This is a genomic window from Clostridium sp. AF21-20LB, from assembly GCF_003478795.1.
In the GTDB taxonomy this organism is placed as follows: domain Bacteria; phylum Bacillota; class Clostridia; order Lachnospirales; family Lachnospiraceae; genus Otoolea; species Otoolea fessa.
In genome coordinates this window covers 1-23,755 of record NZ_QUGD01000003.1, presented here as the reverse complement: position 1 = coordinate 23,755, position 23,755 = coordinate 1, and the positions used below count along the sequence as shown (strand labels likewise).

The following is a 23,755-nucleotide window of genomic DNA, read 5'->3' as shown; positions in this document are numbered from 1 at the left end:
TTACTGCTTCTTTACATTCTCATAGCCATTCTCAGTCTCTACGACCATTACACCAGGCGCCGAGAAATAAATATATGAATTGCTACTGATGGCGGTTTTATTCGAACTTATGCACTCAAACACGGTGTAGCCCATCTCATTCACACCTGCATAATGGTACGTATCCGTGACTCCGCCAAATCCCGGAAGCCACTCGGTATCTGTCAGCGTCTTGGTTGCCGGATCATACACGATCTTCATTGAAAACGAGTAAGTGCCAATATTGTATGCATAGGTTCCGCTATAGACATCAGTTGCCGGAGCCTGTGAATTTGCAACCGTGCCGTTTGACGTATTTGTCGTTACGGGTTCTGTGCTTACATTCTTCGTCTTTACGGCTCCTCCTTCCGTCCATGCCCCATCACCGTTTACTACGTATCCATCCGGGGTTGTGGCATTTGAAAGCATATAGCCGCTGCCATCAAAGTAATAGCATTCTGCAATGCCATCTTTATTGCCATCGATCCACTGCCACTGTGACTTTGGGTAAGTGCCATTATCCTCCTGCCACCACCAGCCTTTTGAATTCTGCTGCCACTGACCGGCGAGTGCAGTCGTTGCTGTGCCCATCATCATGGCTACAATCATTGCAGATGCGATTAGCTTCTTTCTTATCTTCATATTCATCTCTCCTTTTTTTGAGTATTTTGTTTTTCTTATAATCTTATTATCTCACAAGCGGATAATGGTTTAAAGGGCAATTTGTTTTTCAGATACGTATTTTTGAGAAAATTACAAAGTGATCGCACGATCATCACAAGCCTCAATATCTCACAGTTTTTCACTGATTGCACAGCACCGTTTCTTACAGAAGGTAATACCATACAGCCGGATGTCCTTCCGATCATCATTCAGAAGATATTCCTGATAACGGCGATCCCTGATCTGATCAATAGCCTTTTGACAAGTCATCTTCATATCGTCAAAGTTTTTTGTATATTTTAGTTCTGCGACGATTCCCGCATCTGGATCGTCCGTTTCTACGATGATATCCGCAAATCCTTCTCCGGCTTCAACGTTTGACTTTACAAGCCAGTCTGCGTTTCCAGTAAGGATCCCGACGAGAAGGTTATGATAAGAGCTTTCTTTTTCTTCTTTCCTTGCCTTTGTATCAAATACGCTGATGGAATTACTGAGTACGCGGTTTAAATACTGCTCGACACCTTCGGTATCTCCTTCTTCAAAAGCCTTCCAGAATGCTGTTAGACGCTCCGTGTTACTGAAGATCGACTTTTTAAACCACTCGTTAATCTGAAGACGAAAGACTTCTCGTACTTCCCGGTTTGGAATAATCAGCCGATAAGCTCCGTCTTCATTTCTTCCACTCTGCGTCAAATACCCGGTCGTAAAAAGAACGCTCCAGAGATTTTCGATGCTCTGATCGACCTCTTCATACGTGAGATCCAGGCGAAGCTCCTTTTCGATGGCTTCACCGTTGATCAGGCGCTCAATTTCATTCTTCGTCGTTTTATTTGCTTTATCGATAAAACGCTTTACGAGGTCATTTCCGCTTGTGTTGATCCAGTACGCTTCCGGCTTTGCCTCTTTGTCATCCTTCGCGCGGTCCACAAAATTTATTACATCCCATGGACAGTATACATCTGCATTTCCGAATCTGTATCCATCGTACCACTCCTTCACTTCTTCGAAGCGATCCTCCAGATGATAATCTAAAAGCAGTTTCCGCACTTCCGTATCTGTAAAACCGAACTGTTCGTCAAAACGCGTATCCGTGATCGACAGGATCTTGAAATTGTTGAGGCCCGTAAAGATACTTTCTTTCGAAACACGAAGGCAGCCGGTCAGCACTGCGAATGAAAGCGAATCGTTTGTTTTTAATGCTTCACCTAACAGTCCGCGAATAAAGTGAACCATTTCTTTGTAATATCCATGCTGAAATGCTTTATCCAGCGGGACATCGTACTCATCGATGAGAATGACTGTTTTTTTACCATAATGCTTATATAAAAGAGCCGACAGCATCTTTATAGAAGAAGATACAATGTCGGAATCTTCTTCCTGGACTGTCATATCTAAAAGTCGGCAATAATTCTTTTTATCTATATCCAGAAGTCGTTCGCTGTTTTTCAGACCATAAAATCTTTCAGCTTCCCGTTTGATCAGTTGAATACATTTACGTTTTGCTTCTGAAAAACTCAACCCCTCCACGTCCTTTAAAGAAAGAAAGATAACCGGATATTGCCCTGATGCTGCTCGCACAGTTCCTTATTCTCAGAAACATACAGCCCATCAAACAGCGATGTATCCGTTCCGATTTCGAAAAAGCTCTTCAGCATACTCATGTTGAGGGTCTTTCCGAATCGGCGCGGGCGTGTGAAAAGATTCACTTCACCCCAGTTTAAAAATAACTGTTCGATTAATTTTGTTTTGTCGATATAGTAAAAACCATTTCGACGTATCTTTTCGAATCCATCAATTCCAACCGGAAGTTTTAATTTTTTTTCCATAAAATCCTCCCGCTTTTACTTTTTTAGAACTTCTGTTTTCTTTTATTGTCTCATATTTTTTATAAAAAAGAAAGAGGAAGAAAAAACATATGCAAAAACGCCGGATAAGAATCGTCGTCTTACCCGGCATTTTTCGTTATTTCTCTTCTTTGAATTTCTCGAAGCCCTTCTTGTCTTCCGATGTCACACCTCTCTTATAGAAGTATTGGCAGGTCTTACAGTTTTCCGCTCCGCGCCTCTTATATGGGCACTTTACTGTTTTCTCGTAAATGCAGCGGCTCCGTACCTTTCTCGTGATAAGGAAGGCAATGCGTCCCGCAAATACGACAAACGGAATACTCGTTGCAACTGGGCATTGATTGGAAAAACTATATCGCTTCCGCTTCCCCTACGCCTCATCAATCGCATGCCCGATATCATGGCGCATATATTTGTTAGCGAAATCGATCCACTCGGTCGCCTTGTATGCGTTGGCGCGCGCCTCTTTCAGGTCTTTGCCCTTTGCAGTAACGCCCAGCACTCGACCGCCGTTTGTCACGATGTCGCCGTCCTCATCAAACTTCGTGCCCGCGTGGAATACATAGTAACCGTCCGTGTCTTTGAATTTCTCCAGACCGTGAATCTTGAAACCTTTTTCATATTTCACCGGATAACCATCCGACGCCAGAACAACACAGACTGCCGCATTGTCCTCAAATTCCAGCTGGATCTGATCCAGGGTTCCGTCGATACATGCCTCAAAGACTTCCACGATATCGTTCTTCATGCGCGGCAGGACAACCTGTGTCTCCGGATCGCCGAAACGCGCATTGTATTCCAGCACCTTCGGACCATCTTCGGTCAGCATCAAACCAAAGAAAATGATGCCCTTGAAGGTACGTCCTTCCTTCTTCATCGCGTCAACCGACGGCTGATAGATGTACTTTTTGCAGAATTCGTCTACTTCTTTTGTGTAGAACGGGCTTGGCGAGAAGGTTCCCATACCGCCTGTATTTAAGCCCTGATCGCCGTCCAGCGCCCGCTTGTGGTCCTGGGAGGAGGTCATAATGCGGATCGTATCGCCATCGACGAAGGAAAGGACAGAAACCTCGCGTCCTGTCATGAACTCCTCGATGACCATCTGATTGCCGGCAGAACCAAACTTCTTGTCCTCCATGATCTCCTTGACGCCTGCCTCTGCTTCCTCTAAAGTATTGCAGATCAGAACACCTTTTCCAAGTGCCAGACCATCTGCTTTCAAAACGATCGGCATCTTAGCGGTCTGTAAGTATTCCAGCGCCTTGTGCGGATCGGTAAAAGTCTCATAGGCTGCGGTCGGAATGTTGTATTTCTTCATCAGATCCTTGGAAAATGCCTTCGATCCTTCCAGAATCGCCGCATTTTTTCTCGGTCCAAATACACGCAGTCCCTGTGCCTCGAACACATCCACGATACCGCCGACCAGCGGATCGTCCATGCCAATCACGGTCAGATCAACCTCATGCTCTTTCGCAAATGCCGCCAGCTTATCAAATTCCATTGCACTGATCGGCACACACTCTGCATACTCTGCGATTCCTGCATTGCCTGGTGCACAATAAATTTTATCTACCTTCGGACTCTGAGCCACTTTCCATGCGATCGCATGCTCACGTCCGCCGCTGCCAACGATTAAAACTTTCATGTTCTTCTCCTTATATTCTTCCGTTTGCAATCGCATCGATCGCCTGCGGAAGCAGTACCCACTCTGCCTGTTCCATCACGCGCTGCTGCAGCGTCTTCGGCGTATCATCCGGCTGCACCTCTACGGCTTTCTGGAAGAGGATCGGACCGGTATCGGTTCCCTCATCCACATAGTGAACCGTCGCGCCCGTCACCTTGACGCCACGCGCCAGTGCCGCCTCATGCACCTTCAGTCCATAATAGCCGACGCCACAGAAGGACGGAATCAGGGACGGGTGGATATTGATAATTTTATTTCTGTATGCCTCGATCATCGCCGCCGGAATCTTCACAAGAAATCCAGCCAGAACGATGAGATCCGGCTTACACGCCTTGACGGTCTCTAAAAGCGCCTCATCGAATGCATCTCGCGTCTCATACGCCTTCGGAGTCACAACAAACGCTGGGACACCGTGTTTTTTCGCGCGCTCAATCGCATAAACGCCCTCATTGTTGCTGATAACCGCTACAACCTCTGCGTTCGTGATCTTGCCATTATCAACCGCATCCAGGATTGCCTGCAGATTTGTACCGCCGCCAGATACCATTACAACGACTCTTAGCATAATGTTACTCCCTTTTCTCCCGCCTCAATGGAACCGATAATGTACGGTGTATCGCCAGCGGACTTCATTGCCTCCATCGCGCGCTCTGCATCAGCCGCATCGACTGCTACGACCATGCCGATACCCATGTTGTAGGTATTGTACATCATGTGCTCCTCGATATCGCCTTTCTTCGCCAGCATACCAAAGATCGGCGGAATCTGATAGCTGTCTTTCTTGATGACTGCGCGGACACCGTCTTTCAGCATACGCGGAACATTCTCATAGAAGCCGCCGCCAGTGATATGGCTGCACGCTTTCACAGTCACGCCTGCATTCTTCACTGCTTTCAGCGCCTTTACATAGATACGGGTCGGTGCCAGAAGTGCCTCGCCAAGCGTGGTTCCCAACTCCTCATAGTAAGTCTCCAGTCCCTCTTTGTTGAGTTCCTTCTCAAATACCTTGCGGACCAGGGAGAAACCATTACTGTGAACGCCGGTGGATGCCATACCGATCAGTACATCACCCGGTTTCAGGTTTTCGCCGGTAATCATGTCTTTTTTATCAACCACACCGACAGCAAAACCAGCCAGATCATAATCTTCCTCCGGCATCAGTCCCGGATGCTCGGCTGTCTCGCCGCCGATCAGAGCTGCCTCCGACTGTAAGCAGCCTTCTGCAACGCCTTTTACGATATCCGCGATCTTTTCCGGATAGTTCTTGCCGCAGGCAATATAGTCCAGGAAAAACAGCGGCTCGCCGCCTGCACATGCAATGTCGTTGACACACATCGCAACTGCATCGATACCGATCGTGTCATGCTTGTCCATGATGATCGCCAGCTTTACCTTGGTTCCGCAGCCGTCCGTACCAGATAAGAGAACCGGCTCTTCCATCTCTTTAATCTTTGCCAGGGAGAATGCACCGGCAAAGCCGCCCAGACCTCCCAGCACCTCCTCACGCATCGTTTTCTTTACATGCTCTTTCATCAGTTCTACCGACTTATAACCAGCCTCAATATCTACTCCGGAATTCTTGTAATCCATGGTTTTCCTCCGTATGTCCTTGTTTATATTTTTAATATTTATTTCTGTGCCAGATACTCTTTATGTCCCAGTTTCTGTAATTTTTCATCCTTACCGGCCACTTCGTTCTTCATCTCCTCAGAGTATGCTTTTAATTTTGCTAAAAGCTCCGGATCGGAAGTTGCCAGAATCTTGGCTGCCAGAATACCCGCATTCTTGCCGCCGTTGATCGCTACCGTCGCAACCGGAATACCGGACGGCATCTGTACGATCGAATACAGAGAATCAACTCCGCCTAAATCCGAGGTTTTCATCGGAATACCGATCACCGGCATCGGAAACAGTGCCGCGCACATACCCGGCAGATGCGCTGCCTTACCAGCACCTGCAATGATAACCTTAAAGCCTTTCTCCTCAGCGGATTTTGCATAGTTAAAAAAGATGTCTGGCTCACGGTGTGCAGAAATGATTGTCATTTCATAATCAATCCCCATCTTGTCCAGAAAATCTGCTGCCTGTGCCATGATCGGCATGTCCGAATCGCTTCCCATTACAATTCCTACTTTTGCCATCGTTCATTCTCCTTTTCTCTGCATTGTATTTATTAGTTCTACTTATAAGTAATTTGAATAAAAACAGCCTTACTTATTAGTAATGATACTAGGTTTTTGATCGCAAGTCAATAGGGTTTCGAGAATCCTTCAAAAAATACTATGAGATTGCAGCCTCCTTGCTTTTATGTTATCCTTATTGGCATCACAATGATTACAAAGAGGTTCCCTAAATGAAACGGACATTATCATACACCATTACAAATAAAAACAAAGCTGACACCATCGGCGCCTTCCTCCGCGATGCCGGATATTCCCGCCGCATCCTCATCGAACTCAAACAGAACCCTGAGCAGATCTGCCTGAATGGGACTCCATCCTGGCTGAACACACCGCTTCAGATCGGAGACACCCTGACACTCTTTCTCCCGGACGAACCCGTTTCCTCAGATATTCTTCCGGTCAATCTTCCGATCGATATAGTATATGAAGACGAAGATCTCATAATACTCAACAAAGCCGCCGGAATGCCTGTCCACCCGTCCCAGGGACACCATGAAAATACGCTGGCAAACGCCCTCGCGTACCGTTTTGCCTCGCGCGGCGAACATTTCGTATTCCGTGCCGTGAACCGCTTAGACCGAGACACCACCGGTCTTCTGCTGATCGCTAAACATAAAATAAGCGGCGCATTTCTCTCCGCCATGACTGCGAAAAAAGAAATACGCCGCGAATATCTCGCGATTGTCTCCGGGAAACCAGAAGAATACGGCACCATTGACCTGCCGATCGCCCGAAAAGATGGTTCTACCATCGAGCGCTGCATCGATATGGAACATGGGGAACACGCCGTCACCCATTACCGGTGTCTCGATTACCGGGACGATCTCGACTGCTCCCTCGTCCTGCTGCGTCTGGAAACGGGGCGCACCCACCAGATCCGGGTCCACATGAAAGCTATCGGACACCCGCTTTTAGGTGATTTTCTATACAACCCGGATTACCGCTTCATCGGACGGCAAGCGCTTCACTCCTATACGGTGGCATTCCGGCATCCGATCACTGGGGAAGCAATGGAGTTTACGGCTCCGATGCCGGAGGATTTTTCCTTCTTCTATTAATACTGCTTCCGCAGTCCCTTCGGATAATGGTTTTTCAGCGTCCCGCCGCTCTTCTTGCCCCATCCGAGAGAATATCCGTCCACGGTCACAAGGCACCAGCCTTTTCCGGCATCTTCCGCAGAAAGCCGGATCGTCTCGCCGCGCAGGTATGCCGCCGTCTCTGGCGCGTCGGCAGACAGGTTCACGTTCTGTTTTACCTCCGATGGATGCAGGGCAAGTGCCAGCGCGTGGGACGGCTCAAAACGATTTTTCTTAAATTCTCCCATCTGAAGCCCCGGGCGAAGCACCCGCAGCCCCTTAAAATCGACCATCTCCTCCGGCGTCCGGTAAAGCTGATCGCCAAACATCGTCATCGTACTGTCCGCTGTCCATTTCTTCGGCTCAATAAATATCTCTTTGCAGAAATCCTCATAGACTGCCAGAAGCTTCTTGTCCTTCATCGAAGCCGGATATTTACGCTTCACGCTCTCCGGCTCGCCCGTTTTTCGAAGAAGTGCCGCATAATGGCCTTCTCCCTCGGTCCGGTGCGGCCAGATACGGACCGTTTTCTCGATTCCATCCGTCACACCCGCCCCCCAGGCTGGAACGCCGTGCGAAAGTCCCGGATAGTCCGGCGTTTCCTCTAGCGCAAACTCTGGATGTGCCTCTAAGAAACGTCCGATCGCCTGCTCGTCCTCCTCCGGCGCAAAAGTACAGGTGGAGTACACCAGCCGTCCGCCCGGTTTCAGCATCATCGCCGCATTTTCAAGAATCTCCTGCTGCCGCCCAGCACAGCGACGCACATTCTCCGGGCTCCATTCCGTGACCGCCGTCTCATCCTTGCGGAACATTCCCTCGCCGGAACACGGTGCATCCACGATGATCCCATCAAAAAATGCCGGAAAATACTTCGTCAGCCGCCCGGAATCTTCATTTGTCACAACCGCATTCCGGATTCCCATGCGCTCGATATTCTGCGAGAGAATCTTTGCACGCGCCGGATGGATCTCATTGCTCACCAGAAGTCCTTCTCCGCTCAGTCTCGCCGCCGCCTGCGTCGATTTTCCGCCCGGTGCCGCACAGAGATCCAGAATCATTTCCCCCGGCTGCGGGTTTAAAAGCGAAGCCGCAATCATCGCGCTCGGCTCCTGAATATAGTAAACGCCCGCATCGTGGTACGGATGACGCCCCGGACGATCCTCCGCCCCATAAGCGAATCCCTCCGCCGCCCACGCAACCGGATTCAGAGAAAATGGAGCCGTCTTAGCAAATTCCGCCGGATCCGTTTTCAGTCCGTTCACGCGCAGTCCCTGTGAGCGCTCCTTGTCGTAACTGGCGATAAACGCATCGTACTCCCTGCCGAGCATCTGTTTCATTCGTTCAGTAAATGCTGCTGGTAAATTTATCATGGTTTTGTATTATCCTTCTTAATCAAACATATAATTCATCTTTCCTAAATAATAATACTATTACATAAACAGCAATTCCGTCAACTATTTCTGCCTCTTCTTTCCAGTATCTTTTCCGCCCCATTTTCCCACACTATCCTCATGATTCGATGGATATTTACGTTCGTTCTCCTCCCATTTTTTAGTTTCTCACTCACACGCGGATGCAATCTGTTTTCTTCCAATTTTTCCAGTATCAGCATCGCACTGCACCGACGCGGGGAATTTTTTCTCTGGTGCCTGCTCTGCGGCGGCTTTTTCTACTCCCAACTCTCCCTGTACCGCCCCCGCCAGGCAAAATACTGCCTGCTTCTCCTCACTGCCGCTGCCCTGCTGCCCTATACCCCGGAGCACCTCCCAGTCTGTGCTATCCTTCACACGCTTCTGGCACTGGCGGCTGCACTGTTATTTCTTTATAATCTGTTTTATTTAAGCTTGCAGCTCTATCTTTCGTCCCCAGCTCCTGCCCGTTATTCCCAAACAAACTCCCATACTGCCTTTTTCAGCAAATTGACTCACTCTTTGGATTCTCCTGCTGCCCGTGGGCGCCTCTGCCTCCTGCTTCTCTGGACTTCTTGTGTTTTCTGTCTGGACAGCTGGATTTTATCGGGAATCATCAACAGTGCCATGGAAATTTGCCTGACCTTAACCGCTGGCGTACTGTTCTGGCTGTTTTTTCCTTCACTACGCCTGGCATCGAATCATCCGCATTCCCTGTTGTAATTCTTGCAAAGCGTTTTTTAAACATCTCCCTATCAACAAAAAAAGCCAGTTCTATATCTCTCTTAATACACCAAAGATATAAAAACTGGCTTTTTACCATTCTTAGATTTTTATACCTGCTCCCTCATTTTAAGCAGATATGGTATGTAAACTTCCCGTCATACAGAGCCGGAAACTTCACCGAACGCCCACCTTAGTACACAATCTTGTACTCGCTGGAACCTTCTCCATTTACCACATAGTAAACGGCACGCTCTTCCGGTTTAACATACAGGGTCAGAGTCTCAATCTCGTCCTCTTTATGTCCCAGAGCTGCATATGCTTTCTTTGCTTCTGCCTCCAGCTTCTCGATAGAAATCTCAGCACCTGCGTACTGTACGTATGCAACTGTCTTTACTTCCTTTTTCTCAGCTGTCTTCTTTGCTGCAGTGGTTGTCTTTGTGGTTGTCTTTGTGGTTCTCTTTGCAGTTGTTTTCTTTACGGTCACGTCTGTCTCCTTTTTCTCTGCGGCTGCTGCCATCTCTTTCTTCTCTGCGAGGGCGGTCTCCTTCTTCTGTACCGGCGCTACGGCTGTCTCTTTCTTCTCTACGTGTGCCAGTGCAGTTTCCTTTTTCGGAACGGATGCTACTGCCGTCTCTTTTTTCTCCACCGCTGCAACAGCTGTTTCCTTCTTTGCCACTTCCGCTACCGCTGTCTCTTTCTTTGCGACTGCTGCCACTGCCGTTTCTTTCTTCGCCACTTCAGCTACGGCTGTCTCTTTTTTCTCCACAACAGACGGAACCTTTTTCTCTTCCGTTGAAACAGATTTCTTTGCCGCTGTCTTGGCTAATGTTTTCTTTCTCTGAACCATATATCTCATCCTCCTTCTCTGCTTTCTCCGCAACGTCTTCCGGCTTGTGATTCTGTGCTCACTCACACGGCGCAGCTTTTCCGCCTGCGGCAATGCCTCATATCCGATTCATTCCCGACAGTCGAAGTAGGGACACCGCCTAATCACATCCTTGTCATTCTGCGGTATCCCCATAATTTAATTGTCTTATATTCAAGTTTCCCCAAGTTGTCTGTCCATTCAGATTATCACACAAATGGTCTTTTTCCGCCCTTGATCCACCGTCAAGCACATCCTATCCCTATTTCCATGACCTTGTCTGAACTTTAACAAATTATACGGCAATTTCCTGTTTTTGTCAACAAAACCGCTCTTCCTACCGAATCGCCAAGTACAAATTATAAAATCCAGTTACACTGACGATTCCCACCATAATCGGCGTCAGGAATCGGATGCAGAACACCCAGAGTTTTCCCAGACGGAACTTCGTACCGTCCGCCTCGATCTCCGCAAGCAGATACTCCGGTTTCCATTTCCAGCCTACATAGTAGCACATCGTGAGTCCACCGAGCGGCATCAGAATATTATCCGTTACCAGTCCGGCGAAATCAAAGACCGACTGATTCAGGATTGTGACATCACTCAGAACGCCGAAGGACAGCGCACTCGGAATGCCAAGCAGCGTGATCGCCGTACCAATCACAAGCGCCGCATGCTTGCGTTCCCAGCCCAGCGAATCAATCGCAAAAGAGGCACAGACTTCCAGAAGTGCGATCGCACTCGTAACGGCTGCGAAAAAAACCAGCGCAAAAAACAGGATTGCAAAGAAAGTTCCCCCCGCAATATTCGCAAATACCATCGGCAGTGTGCCGAAAATCAGTCCCGGTCCCTGTCCCGGCTCCAGACCGAAGGCAAATACTGCCGGAAAGATCGCGATACCCGCGAGAACCGCAATCACGGTGTCCAGACCACCGACGATCATACAGCTTTTTGGAATATTTTCCTTTCCACTCAGATAGCTTCCGTAGGTGATCGTGATACCCATACAGAGACTCAGGGAATAAAACACCTGTCCCAGTGCCGCGCTGACAGAAGAAAGCGTGAACGCCGAAAAATCCGGCTGGAAGATAAATAACAGTCCTTTCGAAGCTCCCGGAAGCGTCACGCTTCTGAAAATGATGACAAATAACAGAACCAGAAGCATCGGCATCATCAATTTGCTCGCTTTCTCAATGCCATTGATGCCAAAATAGCAGACAGCTATAGTCGCTGCCATAAATACAATATGCCAGATCACCGGCTCGCTGCTGCCGATAAAGGCGTTAAAATCCGGCGCTGCCGCCGTCGTCACATAGCTGGCAATATACTTTAAAATCCAGCCGCCGATGACGCTGTAATAACTCAAAATAATAAACGCCGCCAGTACGCCGAATATACCGACAATCCGTGCGTGCGGATGAATGTCCGCATATGCCTGCACCGGATCATGCCGCGTCTTCCGTCCCAGGGACATTTCCGTGATCATAACCGGAAGTCCGAGAACGACGATAAAAAACAGATACGCAACCAGAAATGGAAATCCACCGTTCTTTCCCATCAGATATGGAAATTTCCACAGATTTCCCAATCCAATCGCCGCCCCAGCCGTCGCCATAATAAAGCCCAGCTTACTCGCCCATTGTTTGTTTTTACTCATGTGTAGCCCTCTTAGTATTCTTTCATTTCATATTTGATATAGCCTTGCGTTATAACGCAATACAGATTATTATATCGAATTTTAGGGACTATGTAAACCGTTTTTAAGTGGGAATCACGCAAAAAAGCCTGTCCCCCGACACCTTTCCCATGCCAGAAGACAGACTTTTCTCTATTTCTTAATTCAATTCATTTCCGGCAGCACACTCCCGGCATTCCAGAAAGCCGCGCCGAATTTCCACTTTTTCTCTTAGTCCCCGATCGTATCGATCAGACTGTCATCATCAAAGTAATTGATCCGCATTGAAGCCTTCACATCGCGAAGCGTCTCCGCAGCCTTCGCCTCTGCTGCCTTGCTTCCCTCTTTCAGAATGTCAAATACATCCGGGATTCTCTTCTCCCACTCCTGACGTCTTGCACGGAGCGGAGACAATTCAGCCTGCATAACATTATTTAAGAACTTCTTCACCTTCACATCGCCCAGACCGCCTCTCTGGTAATGTGCTTTCAGCTCGTCCAGGTTCTGGTAATCCGGCAGGAACTCTGCAAAATACTCCTGACGGCAGAATGCATCCAGATAGATGAAGACCGGATTGCCCTCGACTTTACCCGGATCCTCGACACGCAGGTGATTGGGATCTGTAAACATGGACATGATCTTCTTCTTCACATCTGCTTCCGAATCAGAGAGGTAGATGCAGTTTCCAAGCGATTTGCTCATCTTTGCCTTTCCATCGATACCCGGCAGACGCAGACACGCCTTGTTGGACGGAAGCAGAATCTCCGGTTCCGTCAGGGTCTCGCCGTACACGCTGTTGAATTTATGGACGATCTCCTTGCACTGCTCTAACATCGGCATCTGATCCTCTCCAACCGGAACGGTCGTCGCGCGGAATGCAGTGATATCCGCCGCCTGGCTAATCGGATAAGTAAAGAATCCAACCGGAATGCTTGCCTCAAAATTACGCATCTGAATCTCTGCTTTTACGGTAGGATTTCGCTGTACACGGGATACCGTAACCAGGTTCATATAGTAGAAAGTAAGCTCTGTCAGCTCCGGCACCATCGACTGGATAAAGATGGTGGATTTCTCCGGGTCAATTCCACAAGCCAGATAGTCCAGGGCAACCTGCAGAATATTTTTACGCACCTTTTCCGGGTGATCGGCATTGTCCGTCAGTGCCTGCGCATCGGCAATCATAATATAAATCTCATCGAACTTGCCGGAGTTCTGAAGTCTCACTCTCTCGCTCAGAGAGCCAACATAATGTCCGACATGTAAGCGTCCTGTAGGACGATCGCCGGTTAAAATAATTTTCTTCATCTATTTGTTTCCCCTTCCATTCTGGTGTTTTTTCTTTAATGGATTTTTGCGCGTGACTGTTAAGGTACTGAACAGTTACGAAAATATTATATATCCTGGCTGGCAGACTGTCAACATTCTGAGACTCCATCTTCCCCAGTAACTCTGTAACTCTGTTACCATTCTTGTCTTGCATATATATGTTAAACACCAGAATTTCCAGTTCCGGAAATTTACTTGCTCTGCGCAAACAGCCAGTCTCTGACTACTTCTGGCTCTTACTCCTGCAGGTTTACCATCACATCCGAAACATCCACTTTCTTATCGATCAGCCCGCTCTCGCTCATCCAGTCGATGTTTTCCTGCCAGCACTCTTCGGTCTGGGTCAAAAACGGAACCTCATCGCTCTCCATGAGCGGCAGAAGTGTCTCACAGGACTTCTCCTCCACGCTCTGGGTCAGAGGGAAGTTTTCCTCATTCTGATTATTCATCAGGATTGCCAGGCAGCCATTCGGATCGTTCTTAAAGTCTTCAAAGCCCTTCTTCGATGCGCGTAAGAATCCTTCCAGAACTTCCGGCTCCTGCTGGATCATTTCGTTGTTGGCAAGGAATACTTCCTCATAATAATTCGGGATTCCATATCCAGCTGCCATGAAGTAGTTGACATCAAAGCCCTCTTCCTCCATCTGCGGAACCTCATGGTTAACAAGGCATCCGATCGTCGCATCCACATTGCCGGTCGTCATAGAACTCATCAGTTCAAATCCGACATCGATCAGGTTTACATCCGATGCATCCGCTCCCACATATTCCATCATGCTCTTGACAACCGCCTCGCTGAGTGCTGTTCCGCCGTAACCAACGGTTTTTCCAACCAGATTTTCCGGTCCTGTGATATTCTTATCCTTTAAAGAAAGAACGACACTTAACGGGGACTGCACGATCGCACCGATGGATTTGATCTTCGTTCCCTGATTGGCAACCGCCTGGATCACATCCTGCTGATAGTACATGCCGATCTCCGCCTTTCCAGCCGCTACCAGTGATAACGCATCGTTCGCATTGGCCGGAAAACGCACTTTCACATCCAGTCCTTCTTCCGCATAATAACCGCGCTCGATCGCCGTATAAATAAAGGTATGGATCGCATTCGGATACCAGTCAAGAACCACATTGATCTCCTTAAGATCCTGACTTTTTCCATCTTCCGAGGTCTGTTTCGCATCCGTGCCCTCTGCCTGAACAGCTGTCTCACTCTTTTCGCTGGCCGTTCCACATCCGCCAAGTGTCATCATTCCCATCACTGCTGCCATCACTGCGGCAGCCATTTTCATTCGTTTTTTCATCTCATATCCTTTCATTTTTACAAATTTCCGTTTATATTTCCCTATCACTTACCTGTTTTCCAGTTCTTTTGGCATATGACTTGCTGGATTCACATACCAATCTCAAAGATCTGCACTTCTTCACGAGTAGCTTTTTTGTGAATACACTTTTTTCGGTCTGCAGCACACATTTCAAAAATACAGACTTTTCAATATCCGCACACATACTTCAAAATTTCATCCTATATCACAATTTCCTACTCATTCCTCCAGAAAATCATCCGCTTTTCAAGCAGCGAGACAACCCACGTTGCCGCCATCGCCACTACCGATAGGAGCAGAATCGGTGCAAATACACCGGCTCCATCTAACTGGGTCATCATTCTCCGGCTGAAATATCCGAGTCCGCTCTGAGCACCCAGCCATTCTCCAATCGCCGCTCCGATGATCGACAGCGGTACCGCCATCTTGATCGCTGAAAAAAAGTACGGAAGCGTCGCCGGAATCTTTAATTTCAAAAAGATCTGACGCTTATCCGCGCCAAATGTAAACAAAAGTTCTTCCATTTCCGTCTTCACCGACCGGAACCCGTCAAATACCGTGATCGTGATCGGGAAAAACGTAATCAGCACCGTTACCAGCACCTTGCTCCAGATCGTGTAGCCAAACCAGAGGACAAACAGCGGTGCCAGCGCCGTCGTCGGGATCGTCTGCGAGGCGATGATCAGCGGATACAGCGCCTTTCTTGCCGTCTCACTGGCATCCATCAGCACAGCCAGTCCCACGCCCAGCACGATCGAGATCAAAAGTCCAATCGCAACTACCGACATCGTCGCCGGCAGATGTGCCGTAAATAATGGACCCCGAAGTTCCCACAGCCGTACAACCACCTGAACCGGAGACGGGAGAATATAGGCTGCATCAATCCCCATAGCCGCTGCCTGCCATGTAAACAGAAGCACCGCCACCAGAATCAGGGCTGGAAGATTCGCATTCATCCGGCTTCCCATTTTATTTGTTTTTTTCTGTTCCATCACGCCTTCTCCTTCTTAAGCATTCCGATCAGTTCTTCCTTTAAGGACAGAATCTCCGGTCTGCGAAGCTCTTCCCGGGATCGCGGATATCCCGCCGGGACCTCGATGGAGCGCAGATGTGTGATCGGTGACTGTTCCACCACGAGAATCCGGCTGGACAGAAACACCGCTTCTTCCACATCATGCGTGATGAAAACAACCGTCTTTTTCTCCTTCTCCCACTGTTCCAGAAGCCACTCCCGCATAGACAGTCTTGTCAGATAATCCAGGGCTGAAAACGGCTCATCCAAAAGCAGAAGGTCTGAACCCGTCAGAACCGTTCTCGCAAAGGCGGCTCTCTGGCGCATACCGCCGGAAAGCTCTTTCGGCGTCTTATCTCCCCAGTCTGCAAGTCCAACCGATCGAAGCGCATCATCCGCTTTTTTCTGCATCTGTTCCTTCGAATATCCGCCCTGAATCTCCATCGGAAGCATCAGATTCTCCCGCACGGTGCGCCATGGAAACAGCAGATCCTGCTGCGGCATATATCCGCAGTAATTTTTCTTCGTTTCGATCGATTCCCCATCCACCCGGATCACACCGGAAGCCGGGGTAAGAAGCTTATTTACCAGCCGGAAGATCGTACTTTTTCCACAGCCGGAAGCGCCGATGATGGACACAAACTCCCCATCCTGGACTTCAAACGACAGATGGTCAATGATCGAAAAATCCTCTACCGCATATTGGAAACGCACGTTGTCAAATGTAAGCATATTTACCGCCTCATTTCCCACGCCATATCCCAGAATGCCGCTTCATAGCGGGAGCAGGCCACAAAAATATCCACCAGATGTTTCTTTTGTTTCTCAGACAGATCCTCTGCCAGACGGTTCATCCACTCTACAAGGACTTCATTTTCCTTGTGGTAAGACTCGGAAGCGTATCCCCGGATCCACTCCCCATAAAATGGATGTTTGTCGGCATCCGGTCTGTCTGCTGCGATTTTCTTCGCAATCCATTCATAACTGAGGGCGCAGGACAATATCGCTGCTGCCGCCTCCGGCGCGCCCCCCTCATAAGCGATGCGAAGCATATAAGAAGTATAAGAAAGGTTATCCAGAGCGACCGGCGTCTGTTCCGCCTCTTCTCTGGTTATCCCCAAACGTTCCATGTAAGCACGGTGAATATCCATCTCCCCATCCAGAATCGAGTGGGTATATCCGGCAAACAGGCGCATAAATGCGAGATCCGTTGATTTTGCCGCCCCGATGGAAAACACCTTTGTGTAATCAATCAGATACAGATAATCCTGTATCATATAATATTTGAATTTATCATGATCCAGACTGCCGTCCGCAATGCCTTTTACGAACGGTTTTTCATTGTAACCAGCCCAGATCTCCTTTGTGGCTTCCAAAAGCCTCTCTGTCATTGTCATACGCGTTCCTCCGCAAATCCTTTTCCCCGGAAATCAAATCCATGATCCATCGGACCGGATCCTTTGCCGAGATCCAGCATCGCTCCCAGTGCGCCGGAAATATATGCCTTGGCACGTTCCACCGCGGTGTCGAGATCATAGCCCTTCGCCAGATTGGATGAAATCGCGCTGGACAGGGTACAGCCCGTCCCATGGGTGTTGGAATTGTGGATGCGTTTTCCGTTAAACCAACGGTATCCGCCGTCCCGGTATAAAAGATCGTTGGCATCATTTAACTGATGTCCGCCCTTGCAGAGAACCGCACAATGGTACGTTTCACTGATCCATTTTGCTGCCGTAATCATATCGTCGGCAGACTTAATTTCCATTCCTGATAAGACCTCCGCCTCCGGAATGTTCGGTGTCAGAACCGCCGCTAATGGAAAAAGCGATTCTTTCAAGGTGTCGATGGCGTCGTCGCTGATTAACTTTGCTCCGCTCGTCGCCACCATAACCGGGTCCACAACAATGTTTTCTGCCTGGTACTCACAAAGCTTCTTCGCAATCGACTTGATCAGTCCGGTTGAAGAAACCATACCGATCTTTACCGCATCCGGACGAATATCCGTAAATACGCTGTCAATCTGCTGTTCCAGAAATTCCGGGGTTACCTCAAAAATCCCCTGGACGCCGGTTGTGTTCTGGGCCGTCAGCGCCGTGATCGCACTCATTCCATATACTCCATTGGCGATCATCGTCTTTAAATCGGCCTGGATACCGGCGCCTCCGCTGCAATCACTTCCAGCGATTGTTAATGCTGTCTTCATAATTAACTCCTTTCAGGCATCAATAACTTTTATAAGGCGACACAAGGTGGTGCCCCCAATGTGCCGCCATAAAAAACTTTTTGCAAAGTTTCTTACCATTTTTTAATGAAGCTTTTTTCACAAGCTTTTTCTCATAAACTTTTTCATGCCATTTTTTTGACAAAATGACAACGTTTTCATCTTTACAGAACCTTTTTTACAGCTTCCTTCAGTTCCTCTGCTGCCTTTTCAATATCATCGGCCGCAAACAAGGCGCTGACCACTGCAATGCCATCCACACCTGTTCCTTTTAACAGTTCCAGATGTTCTTTATTCAGTCCGCCGATCGCAACAACCGGAATATCGACTGCCTGACAGATCTTGGCAAGCATCCCCGGCGTCACGGCATCGGCGTCCTTTTTGGTTCCCGTCGGATAGATGGCTCCGACTCCCAGATAATCCGCCCCATGCTTTTTCGCAAGAAGCGCCTGTTCTACATTTTTGCAGGAAACGCCGATGATCTTATCTGGTCCCAGCTTTTCCCGGACCTTTCCCGCTTCCATATCGCTCTGTCCCACATGGACGCCGTCCGCATCCACCGCCAGGGCAATCTTCACGTTGTCATTGATCACAAACGGAACCTGATACTTTCTGCAAAGTATTTTAAGCTTCTTTGCCTCCTCCAGAAACTCCGCCTCGTCAAGCTCCTTTTCTCTCAGCTGGACAAACGTCGCCCCGCCCTTCAAAGCTTTCTCAACCTGACTCTCCAGAGTTTCCCCCTTCAGCCATGCGCGGTCTGTCACCGCGTAAAGCAGCATATCTTCCGGTCTGCAGTTCATCTGCATTTCCTCCTTCTCTCGGCTGTTCTTATAAAAACAGACACTAAAGTTCTATTATCTTACTTCAAATTTTGCTCCGGCCTCCAGCGCTTCTCCGTTCATGCGATAAATAGCATCAATGATATAATTCCGGTAGGTTGCATTGCCGTCCAGTTCACTTAAACGGGCGTATGCCGTCTCCCCGGCCAGTCCCATCGCGCAGACTGCCGCAGCAGCTGCCTCAAGCGGCTGTTCCTGGTTGGCTGTCACAAAGGCCGCCGTCAGAGCCGAGAGCTGACAGCCGGTTCCTGTGATGGAAGACATCTCCGGACGACCGTTGTAAATGCAGTATGCCTTCTCCGCATCCGCCACAATGTCGATCGCACCGGTGATCGCAACGACCGCATTCATCTTTCCGGCAAATGCCTTCGCAAAAGCTGCCGCCTCGTCCAGATTTTCCTTCGTCACCCGGTCTGCCAGATCGGCATCCACGCCCTTCGTCGTCCCATTTCCAAGTGCCAGTGTCTTGATCTCCGAAATGTTCCCGCGGATCACGGTAAACCTGACTTCCTTTAAAAGCTGATTGGCGGTCTCTGTTCTGAGTTTCGACGCACCGGCGCCTACCGGGTCTAAAACTACCGGATGACCCAGCTCATTTGCCCGCTTTCCGGCAAGCAGCATGGATTCGATGGTCCGGCTGTTTAATGTGCCGATATTGATATTCAGTCCGCCGCAGATGGTCTGGATATCCGAAACTTCGTCCTTATCATCCGCCATGATCGGGGACGCGCCGCATGCGAGTACCACGTTGGCACAGTCATTGACAGTCACGTAGTTCGTAATGTTGTGGATTAACGGACATTTTTCTCTTACATTATCAAATATTTCTTTAAACATGTGCTGGCTTCTCCTCTCTCAGTGCTTCCTGCATTCCTGCTAAAATATTGGCTTTCTTTAAACTTAAAATCAGAACCGCGCTTATGATCGCTCCTCCCGCGGTCGAGATCAAAAACGGAACCACATAGGCATAGACAGCCAGTCCCGCCGCGCTCTTTCCCATCAGGAAAACCGCCACCGGATATGCCGCAAACCCGCCCAGAATGGACGTTCCAAGCACCTCACCGATCAAAGTTGCGAACACACTCTGCGTTTTCTTGTAAACCAGTCCGCAGATCAGGGCGCCAAACATACTGCCCGGAAATGCCATCAGGCTTCCAAGTCCTAACAGATTTCGGATCAGCGCCGCTGCAAAGGCCGCTCCCAGTCCATAGCCCGGTCCCAGAAGAACGGCACACAGGATATTTACCATATGCTGTACCGGGGAACACTTGCTTCCGAACACCGGAACGGAAAATAAACTTCCTACGACGGCAACGGCACAGAATACAGCCGCAATCGCCAGTTTTTTCGTGTTTGTCTTATTCATTTTTCTTCTCCTTCTTTGAAAATTTGCAACTGTTCTGTTTCTTTGATATTCTTGAACAGTTACGAATAATTTACGTTTTCTGCATGAAATTCGGTCGATACTCTCTGGTATCCTCTCACGCCGGAACACGGCTTCCCATCGCTGCCTACAAAGCCCAGGGCGCTCCCCCTCAGCTCGCCGCACACATGCGGAATACGTTCCCCCTTTCAAAGAATTTAATTTTAAAAGAATGTGCCCTGGCACATTCCCGCGCCGAGCGCGGTCACTTGCGACATGATTCCCTTCTGCCGCAGTGCGATCCCGCCCGGTAAGACTTTTATATAACAGGAAATTTCAACGGAATTTCCTGTTATATGAAAAAACAGGAGATACCCCTGCGGATATCTCCTGTAAAAATTCATCTCATGACTTCCTACGACGGCATTATCCGCATCAGGTTAAAGGGTCGAAGTTCGATTACTTCCTCTCAGCCCGCTAACGAGCTCCCCTGTTTTTATCAAATTTGCAATGTTTCCATGCTGAACCATCGCCAGATTTATTATAGCGCATCTGGCGAAATTTTCAAGTGCGACTTTCTGGTGCACTTTTATCCCCTATCCTTTCACGATCAAGGTCAGCGTAAGCGCCCGCCAGATTCCGGTGAGTCCCATAATGCCACCCAAAAGAATCGCTAATGGGATCCTGAGACCGGTAAATGTAATGCTGAGCAGACTGCAAAGGCGCGTCTGCAATCAGCTGAGGCGTTCCATTCGTGTTATTACACAAATCCCCCAAAACCTCTACACAACTCACTACACACTTTTTTACACAATTCGCATAAGAAGATATAATAAATTGCAACAAGTTATATAAAAAAAGTATCAAAAAACAGTACATAAAAAAGTGCTGAAACCCTACATAAATACTGGGGTTCAGCACTTTCTAATAAGTTATATGAAGTTACAACAAGTAGTTCGCTTACTGTGCCATCTGCTTTGCAACTTCCTCTGCAAAGTTCTCTTCCTTCTTTTCGATACCTTCACCAGTCTCAAAACGAACGAACTTCTTAACAGTGATCTTCGCACCATTCTCTTTAGCAACCTGAGCTACATACTGAGCTACGCTCTGCTTGCCATCCTCAGCCTTAACATATACCTGATCCAGAAGGCAGATCTCTTTGAGCTCTTTCTTGATACGACCCATAACCATGCCGCTGATGATCTTGTCGTTTGCGTCCGGCTTCTCGTTCTTAGCTGCTACAGTCAGGATCTCTTTCTCTTTTGCGATGTAATCTGCATCTACTTCGCTGTCGTTGGTGTACAGCGGTTTCAGAGCTGCAGCTGCATAGCTACGTTCTTAGCCATCTCTTTGATTGCATCGTTTACAACGTCAGTCTCAACGTCTACCAGAACGCCGATCTTGCCGCCTGCATGGATGTAGGAAGCAACGAAACCGTTCTCCTCAGCTAACTGAGCAAAACGACGGATCTTCATGTTCTCGCCGATGATGGAGATCTGGGAAGACAGAGCCTCTGCAACTGTCAGGGACGGATCCTTTGCCCATTTTTCAGCCAAGAATGCGTCAATATCTGCTGCGCTTGTGTTCAGCGCCTGCTCAGCAACATCAGATACATAGTTCTGGAACTTCTCGTTCTTAGCTACGAAGTCTGTCTCTGCGTTTACTTCTACTACAACTGCCTTCTTTTCATCAGCGGTAACCTTAGTCATAACGATACCCTCTGCTGCAATACGGCCAGCTTTCTTAGTAGCGCCTGCAAGTCCTTTTTCTCTCAGGAACTCAACAGCTTTGTCCATGTCGCCATCTGTAGCTGCAAGAGCTTTCTTACAGTCCATCATACCAGCGCCTGTCATTTCACGTAACTCTTTTACCATTGCGGCTGTAACTGCCATCTTAAATCCCTCCGTGTATATAAATTCAGGTACACGTTCGTATACCCGCGCGGAGCACGCTTTTATGCGGAAAACCGCGGCGTGCTCCTGGTCTTTTGGTTTCAGTTTTTAATTTTGGGGTTAATTAAGCCTCTGTAGCCTCTGCTTCGCCCTCTGCTGCAGCTGCCTCAGCCTCGCCCTGCTTAGCTTCGATAACAGCGTCTGCCATTCTGGAAACGATCAGTTTTACGGCACGGATAGCATCATCGTTACCCGGGATTACATAATCCAGCTCTTCCGGATCACAGTTGGTATCGATGATACCGATCAGCGGAATACCCAGAGTATGAGCCTCCTGTACGCAGATTCTTTCCTTCTTCGGATCTACTACGAAGATAGCATCCGGGATCTTCTTCATATCTTTGATACCGCCCAGGTTCTTCTCCAGCTTCTCCCACTCTTTTTTCAGCTCGATAACTTCTTTCTTCGGCAGAACGTCGAAAGTTCCGTCCTCAGACATAGCCTCGATCTGTTTTAATCTAGCGATACGGCTCTGGATGGTCTTGAAGTTTGTCAGCATACCGCCTAACCATCTCTCGTTTACATAGAACATACCACATCTCTCAGCCTCGGTCTTGATAGCGTCCTGAGCCTGCTTCTTTGTACCAACGAACAGGATTGTGCCGCCGTCTGCTGCGATATCGGATACTGCCTTGTAAGCCTCATCTACTTTACCTACAGATTTCTGAAGGTCGATGATGTGGATACCATTTCTCTCGGTGTAGATGTACGGAGCCATTTTCGGGTTCCATCTTCTGGTCTGGTGTCCAAAATGTACACCTGCTTCGAGTAACTGCTTCATTGAAATAACGCTCATGTTTCTTTCCTCCAATTTTGGTTTTTCTTCCGCCGTCTTCTCATGCTTTCCGCGGGGACTCATAATGAGCACCGTCCTGCGCAAATCCGACCGGCGTGAATTTTCAGCCTTTATACTATATCACAGGCAAGGTATACATGCAAGTGGAAATTAAAAAAATCACGCATTTTCCTTCATTTTTCTTCGTTTCTTGAATTTCTTCCAGCAAGCATATACGGAATGATAATACAAAGCCTTCAGTAAAAACTTTTAGCAATTCTATGTAAATTAAAAGCGGGCTCCGAAAACCTCGGAACCCGCATAAATCCTAGAAATAAAAAAGAGCGCGAGACGGGACTCGAACCCGCGGCCTCGACCTTGGCAAGGTCGCGCTCCACCAACTGAGCCACTCGCGCATACTTGTAAGAATCGGGGTGACAGGATTCGAACCTGCGACCTCCTGGTCCCAAACCAGCGCTCTAGCCAAGCTGAGCCACACCCCGTCATCCACGTTATTACTCTATTGTGTTTGAAGATTTATATACCTTCAAAACTGCACACTGAATTTCTTCTACTTCTATCTTTCCATCCTTAAGGAAATAACTTCCTCTTTCCTATCCAATCCTTAACCATATCCTTTTGGTTAAGCCCTCGACCGATTAGTAACAGTCAGCTTCATGCATTACTGCACTTCCACCTCTGCCCTATCTACCTCGTCGTCTTCAAGGGGTCTTACTACTTGCGTATGGGATATCTCATCTTGAGGGGGGCTTCACGCTTAGATGCCTTCAGCGTTTAT

General features: G+C 48.4%; 22 protein-coding genes, 2 tRNA genes, 1 rRNA gene, 1 pseudogene and 1 riboswitch. Of the genes and pseudogenes, 1 reads left to right on the top strand and 25 read right to left on the bottom strand.

The features are described from left to right. From DWX76_RS02515 to purE, 7 genes are all read right to left on the bottom strand, one after another. A complete protein-coding gene (locus DWX76_RS02515) occupies positions 1 to 660 on the bottom strand; it encodes a hypothetical protein (RefSeq protein ID WP_118570054.1) in 660 nt (219 codons plus the stop codon). Between the two features lie 150 nt (positions 661 to 810). Beyond that, positions 811 to 2,199, bottom strand: a complete 1,389-nt coding sequence (locus DWX76_RS02510; RefSeq protein WP_412693965.1) for an AAA family ATPase — start codon at positions 2,197 to 2,199, stop codon at positions 811 to 813. 14 nt (positions 2,200 to 2,213) lie between these two features. After that, positions 2,214 to 2,507, bottom strand: a complete 294-nt coding sequence (locus tag DWX76_RS14820; RefSeq protein WP_412693964.1) for an AAA family ATPase — start codon at positions 2,505 to 2,507, stop codon at positions 2,214 to 2,216. Positions 2,508 to 2,895: 388 nt separating this feature from the next. Then, the gene (purD, locus tag DWX76_RS02505; RefSeq protein ID WP_118570053.1) at positions 2,896 to 4,170 is read right to left on the bottom strand and encodes a phosphoribosylamine--glycine ligase; all 1,275 of its coding nucleotides are present in this window, start codon (positions 4,168 to 4,170) and stop codon (positions 2,896 to 2,898) included. Between the two features lie 10 nt (positions 4,171 to 4,180). Beyond that, positions 4,181 to 4,774: a phosphoribosylglycinamide formyltransferase gene (gene purN, locus DWX76_RS02500; protein ID WP_118467813.1), complete on the bottom strand. Its 594-nt coding sequence runs from the start codon at positions 4,772 to 4,774 to the stop codon at positions 4,181 to 4,183. After that, positions 4,768 to 5,799, bottom strand: a complete 1,032-nt coding sequence (gene purM / locus DWX76_RS02495) for a phosphoribosylformylglycinamidine cyclo-ligase (RefSeq protein WP_118570052.1) — start codon at positions 5,797 to 5,799, stop codon at positions 4,768 to 4,770. The genes purN and purM overlap by 7 nt, the downstream gene beginning before the upstream one ends. Positions 5,800 to 5,837: 38 nt before the next feature. Beyond that, positions 5,838 to 6,350 (bottom strand): 5-(carboxyamino)imidazole ribonucleotide mutase, encoded by a 513-nt coding sequence (purE, locus tag DWX76_RS02490; RefSeq protein WP_107000367.1) that lies wholly within the window; start codon positions 6,348 to 6,350, stop codon positions 5,838 to 5,840. A gap of 212 nt (positions 6,351 to 6,562) precedes the next feature. Between purE and DWX76_RS02485 the strand changes: the two genes are divergently transcribed. Next, positions 6,563 to 7,450: an RluA family pseudouridine synthase gene (locus tag DWX76_RS02485; RefSeq protein ID WP_118570051.1), complete on the top strand. Its 888-nt coding sequence runs from the start codon at positions 6,563 to 6,565 to the stop codon at positions 7,448 to 7,450. Here DWX76_RS02485 and DWX76_RS02480 read toward each other — a convergent pair. From DWX76_RS02480 to DWX76_RS02390, 18 genes and pseudogenes are all read right to left on the bottom strand, one after another. Next, the gene (locus tag DWX76_RS02480; protein WP_182429712.1) at positions 7,447 to 8,838 is read right to left on the bottom strand and encodes an RsmF rRNA methyltransferase first C-terminal domain-containing protein; all 1,392 of its coding nucleotides are present in this window, start codon (positions 8,836 to 8,838) and stop codon (positions 7,447 to 7,449) included. The genes DWX76_RS02485 and DWX76_RS02480 overlap by 4 nt on opposite strands. Positions 8,839 to 9,027: 189 nt before the next feature. After that, on the bottom strand, positions 9,028 to 9,255 hold the full coding sequence (locus tag DWX76_RS02475) for a hypothetical protein (RefSeq protein ID WP_118482355.1): 228 nt from the start codon (positions 9,253 to 9,255) through the stop codon (positions 9,028 to 9,030). 538 nt (positions 9,256 to 9,793) lie between these two features. Further along, entirely contained in the window at positions 9,794 to 10,450 is a 657-nt protein-coding gene (locus tag DWX76_RS02470; protein ID WP_117796331.1) for a DUF6465 family protein, read from the bottom strand. Positions 10,451 to 10,805: 355 nt separating this feature from the next. Next, positions 10,806 to 12,125, bottom strand: coding sequence for a sodium-dependent transporter (locus DWX76_RS02465; RefSeq protein WP_117796330.1), 1,320 nt, complete (start codon positions 12,123 to 12,125; stop codon positions 10,806 to 10,808). A 249-nt stretch (positions 12,126 to 12,374) separates the two neighbouring features. Further along, the gene (gene trpS / locus DWX76_RS02460) at positions 12,375 to 13,448 is read right to left on the bottom strand and encodes a tryptophan--tRNA ligase (protein ID WP_118570050.1); all 1,074 of its coding nucleotides are present in this window, start codon (positions 13,446 to 13,448) and stop codon (positions 12,375 to 12,377) included. Positions 13,449 to 13,705: 257 nt separating this feature from the next. After that, positions 13,706 to 14,773: an ABC transporter substrate-binding protein gene (locus DWX76_RS02455; RefSeq protein ID WP_243022433.1), complete on the bottom strand. Its 1,068-nt coding sequence runs from the start codon at positions 14,771 to 14,773 to the stop codon at positions 13,706 to 13,708. Positions 14,774 to 15,009: 236 nt separating this feature from the next. Next, positions 15,010 to 15,750: an ABC transporter permease gene (locus DWX76_RS02450; RefSeq protein ID WP_117796467.1), complete on the bottom strand. Its 741-nt coding sequence runs from the start codon at positions 15,748 to 15,750 to the stop codon at positions 15,010 to 15,012. A 35-nt stretch (positions 15,751 to 15,785) separates the two neighbouring features. Continuing rightward, positions 15,786 to 16,538 (bottom strand): ABC transporter ATP-binding protein, encoded by a 753-nt coding sequence (locus DWX76_RS02445; RefSeq protein WP_117796328.1) that lies wholly within the window; start codon positions 16,536 to 16,538, stop codon positions 15,786 to 15,788. Positions 16,539 to 16,540: 2 nt separating this feature from the next. Then, positions 16,541 to 17,203 (bottom strand): thiaminase II, encoded by a 663-nt coding sequence (gene tenA / locus DWX76_RS02440; protein ID WP_107000374.1) that lies wholly within the window; start codon positions 17,201 to 17,203, stop codon positions 16,541 to 16,543. Continuing rightward, complete coding sequence (gene thiD / locus DWX76_RS02435) at positions 17,200 to 18,009, bottom strand: bifunctional hydroxymethylpyrimidine kinase/phosphomethylpyrimidine kinase (protein WP_118570049.1); 810 nt, start codon at positions 18,007 to 18,009, stop codon at positions 17,200 to 17,202. The genes tenA and thiD overlap by 4 nt, the downstream gene beginning before the upstream one ends. 182 nt (positions 18,010 to 18,191) lie before the next feature. Beyond that, positions 18,192 to 18,827, bottom strand: coding sequence for a thiamine phosphate synthase (gene thiE, locus DWX76_RS02430; protein WP_117796326.1), 636 nt, complete (start codon positions 18,825 to 18,827; stop codon positions 18,192 to 18,194). A 54-nt stretch (positions 18,828 to 18,881) separates the two neighbouring features. Next, positions 18,882 to 19,703, bottom strand: a complete 822-nt coding sequence (gene thiM, locus DWX76_RS02425; protein ID WP_117796325.1) for a hydroxyethylthiazole kinase — start codon at positions 19,701 to 19,703, stop codon at positions 18,882 to 18,884. After that, the gene (thiW, locus tag DWX76_RS02420) at positions 19,696 to 20,232 is read right to left on the bottom strand and encodes an energy coupling factor transporter S component ThiW (protein WP_117796324.1); all 537 of its coding nucleotides are present in this window, start codon (positions 20,230 to 20,232) and stop codon (positions 19,696 to 19,698) included. The genes thiM and thiW overlap by 8 nt, the downstream gene beginning before the upstream one ends. 392 nt (positions 20,233 to 20,624) lie before the next feature. Further along, positions 20,625 to 20,731: riboswitch (TPP riboswitch) on the bottom strand. A 458-nt stretch (positions 20,732 to 21,189) separates the two neighbouring features. Further along, a pseudogene (tsf, locus tag DWX76_RS02410) lies at positions 21,190 to 22,121 on the bottom strand (translation elongation factor Ts). A 124-nt stretch (positions 22,122 to 22,245) separates the two neighbouring features. Further along, positions 22,246 to 22,977, bottom strand: a complete 732-nt coding sequence (gene rpsB, locus DWX76_RS02405; protein ID WP_022359217.1) for a 30S ribosomal protein S2 — start codon at positions 22,975 to 22,977, stop codon at positions 22,246 to 22,248. Between the two features lie 322 nt (positions 22,978 to 23,299). Then, positions 23,300 to 23,372, bottom strand: a tRNA-Gly gene (locus DWX76_RS02400). 13 nt (positions 23,373 to 23,385) lie between these two features. Beyond that, positions 23,386 to 23,459, bottom strand: a tRNA-Pro gene (locus DWX76_RS02395). A gap of 136 nt (positions 23,460 to 23,595) precedes the next feature. Then, positions 23,596 to 23,755 (bottom strand): 23S ribosomal RNA (locus DWX76_RS02390); the annotation flags it as partial.

Excerpts from the sequence above, each read along its gene's own strand:
- DWX76_RS02485 (WP_118570051.1), top strand. The coding sequence starts at position 6,563 with ATGAAACGGACATTATCATACACCATTACAAATAAAAACAAAGCTGAC.
- purM (WP_118570052.1), bottom strand. The coding sequence starts at position 5,799 with ATGGATTACAAGAATTCCGGAGTAGATATTGAGGCTGGTTATAAGTCG.
- rpsB (WP_022359217.1), bottom strand. The coding sequence starts at position 22,977 with ATGAGCGTTATTTCAATGAAGCAGTTACTCGAAGCAGGTGTACATTTT.
- thiD (WP_118570049.1), bottom strand. The coding sequence starts at position 18,009 with ATGAAGACAGCATTAACAATCGCTGGAAGTGATTGCAGCGGAGGCGCC.
- purD (WP_118570053.1), bottom strand. The coding sequence starts at position 4,170 with ATGAAAGTTTTAATCGTTGGCAGCGGCGGACGTGAGCATGCGATCGCA.
- DWX76_RS14820 (WP_412693964.1), bottom strand. The coding sequence starts at position 2,507 with ATGGAAAAAAAATTAAAACTTCCGGTTGGAATTGATGGATTCGAAAAG.
- thiE (WP_117796326.1), bottom strand. The coding sequence starts at position 18,827 with ATGAACTGCAGACCGGAAGATATGCTGCTTTACGCGGTGACAGACCGC.
- DWX76_RS02480 (WP_182429712.1), bottom strand. The coding sequence starts at position 8,838 with ATGATAAATTTACCAGCAGCATTTACTGAACGAATGAAACAGATGCTC.
- purN (WP_118467813.1), bottom strand. The coding sequence starts at position 4,774 with ATGCTAAGAGTCGTTGTAATGGTATCTGGCGGCGGTACAAATCTGCAG.
- thiW (WP_117796324.1), bottom strand. The coding sequence starts at position 20,232 with ATGAATAAGACAAACACGAAAAAACTGGCGATTGCGGCTGTATTCTGT.
- purE (WP_107000367.1), bottom strand. The coding sequence starts at position 6,350 with ATGGCAAAAGTAGGAATTGTAATGGGAAGCGATTCGGACATGCCGATC.
- DWX76_RS02470 (WP_117796331.1), bottom strand. The coding sequence starts at position 10,450 with ATGGTTCAGAGAAAGAAAACATTAGCCAAGACAGCGGCAAAGAAATCT.
- DWX76_RS02515 (WP_118570054.1), bottom strand. The coding sequence starts at position 660 with ATGAAGATAAGAAAGAAGCTAATCGCATCTGCAATGATTGTAGCCATG.
- DWX76_RS02465 (WP_117796330.1), bottom strand. The coding sequence starts at position 12,125 with ATGAGTAAAAACAAACAATGGGCGAGTAAGCTGGGCTTTATTATGGCG.
- DWX76_RS02450 (WP_117796467.1), bottom strand. The coding sequence starts at position 15,750 with ATGAATGCGAATCTTCCAGCCCTGATTCTGGTGGCGGTGCTTCTGTTT.
- trpS (WP_118570050.1), bottom strand. The coding sequence starts at position 13,448 with ATGAAGAAAATTATTTTAACCGGCGATCGTCCTACAGGACGCTTACAT.
- DWX76_RS02455 (WP_243022433.1), bottom strand. The coding sequence starts at position 14,773 with ATGAAAAAACGAATGAAAATGGCTGCCGCAGTGATGGCAGCAGTGATG.
- tenA (WP_107000374.1), bottom strand. The coding sequence starts at position 17,203 with ATGACAATGACAGAGAGGCTTTTGGAAGCCACAAAGGAGATCTGGGCT.
- DWX76_RS02445 (WP_117796328.1), bottom strand. The coding sequence starts at position 16,538 with ATGCTTACATTTGACAACGTGCGTTTCCAATATGCGGTAGAGGATTTT.
- thiM (WP_117796325.1), bottom strand. The coding sequence starts at position 19,703 with ATGTTTAAAGAAATATTTGATAATGTAAGAGAAAAATGTCCGTTAATC.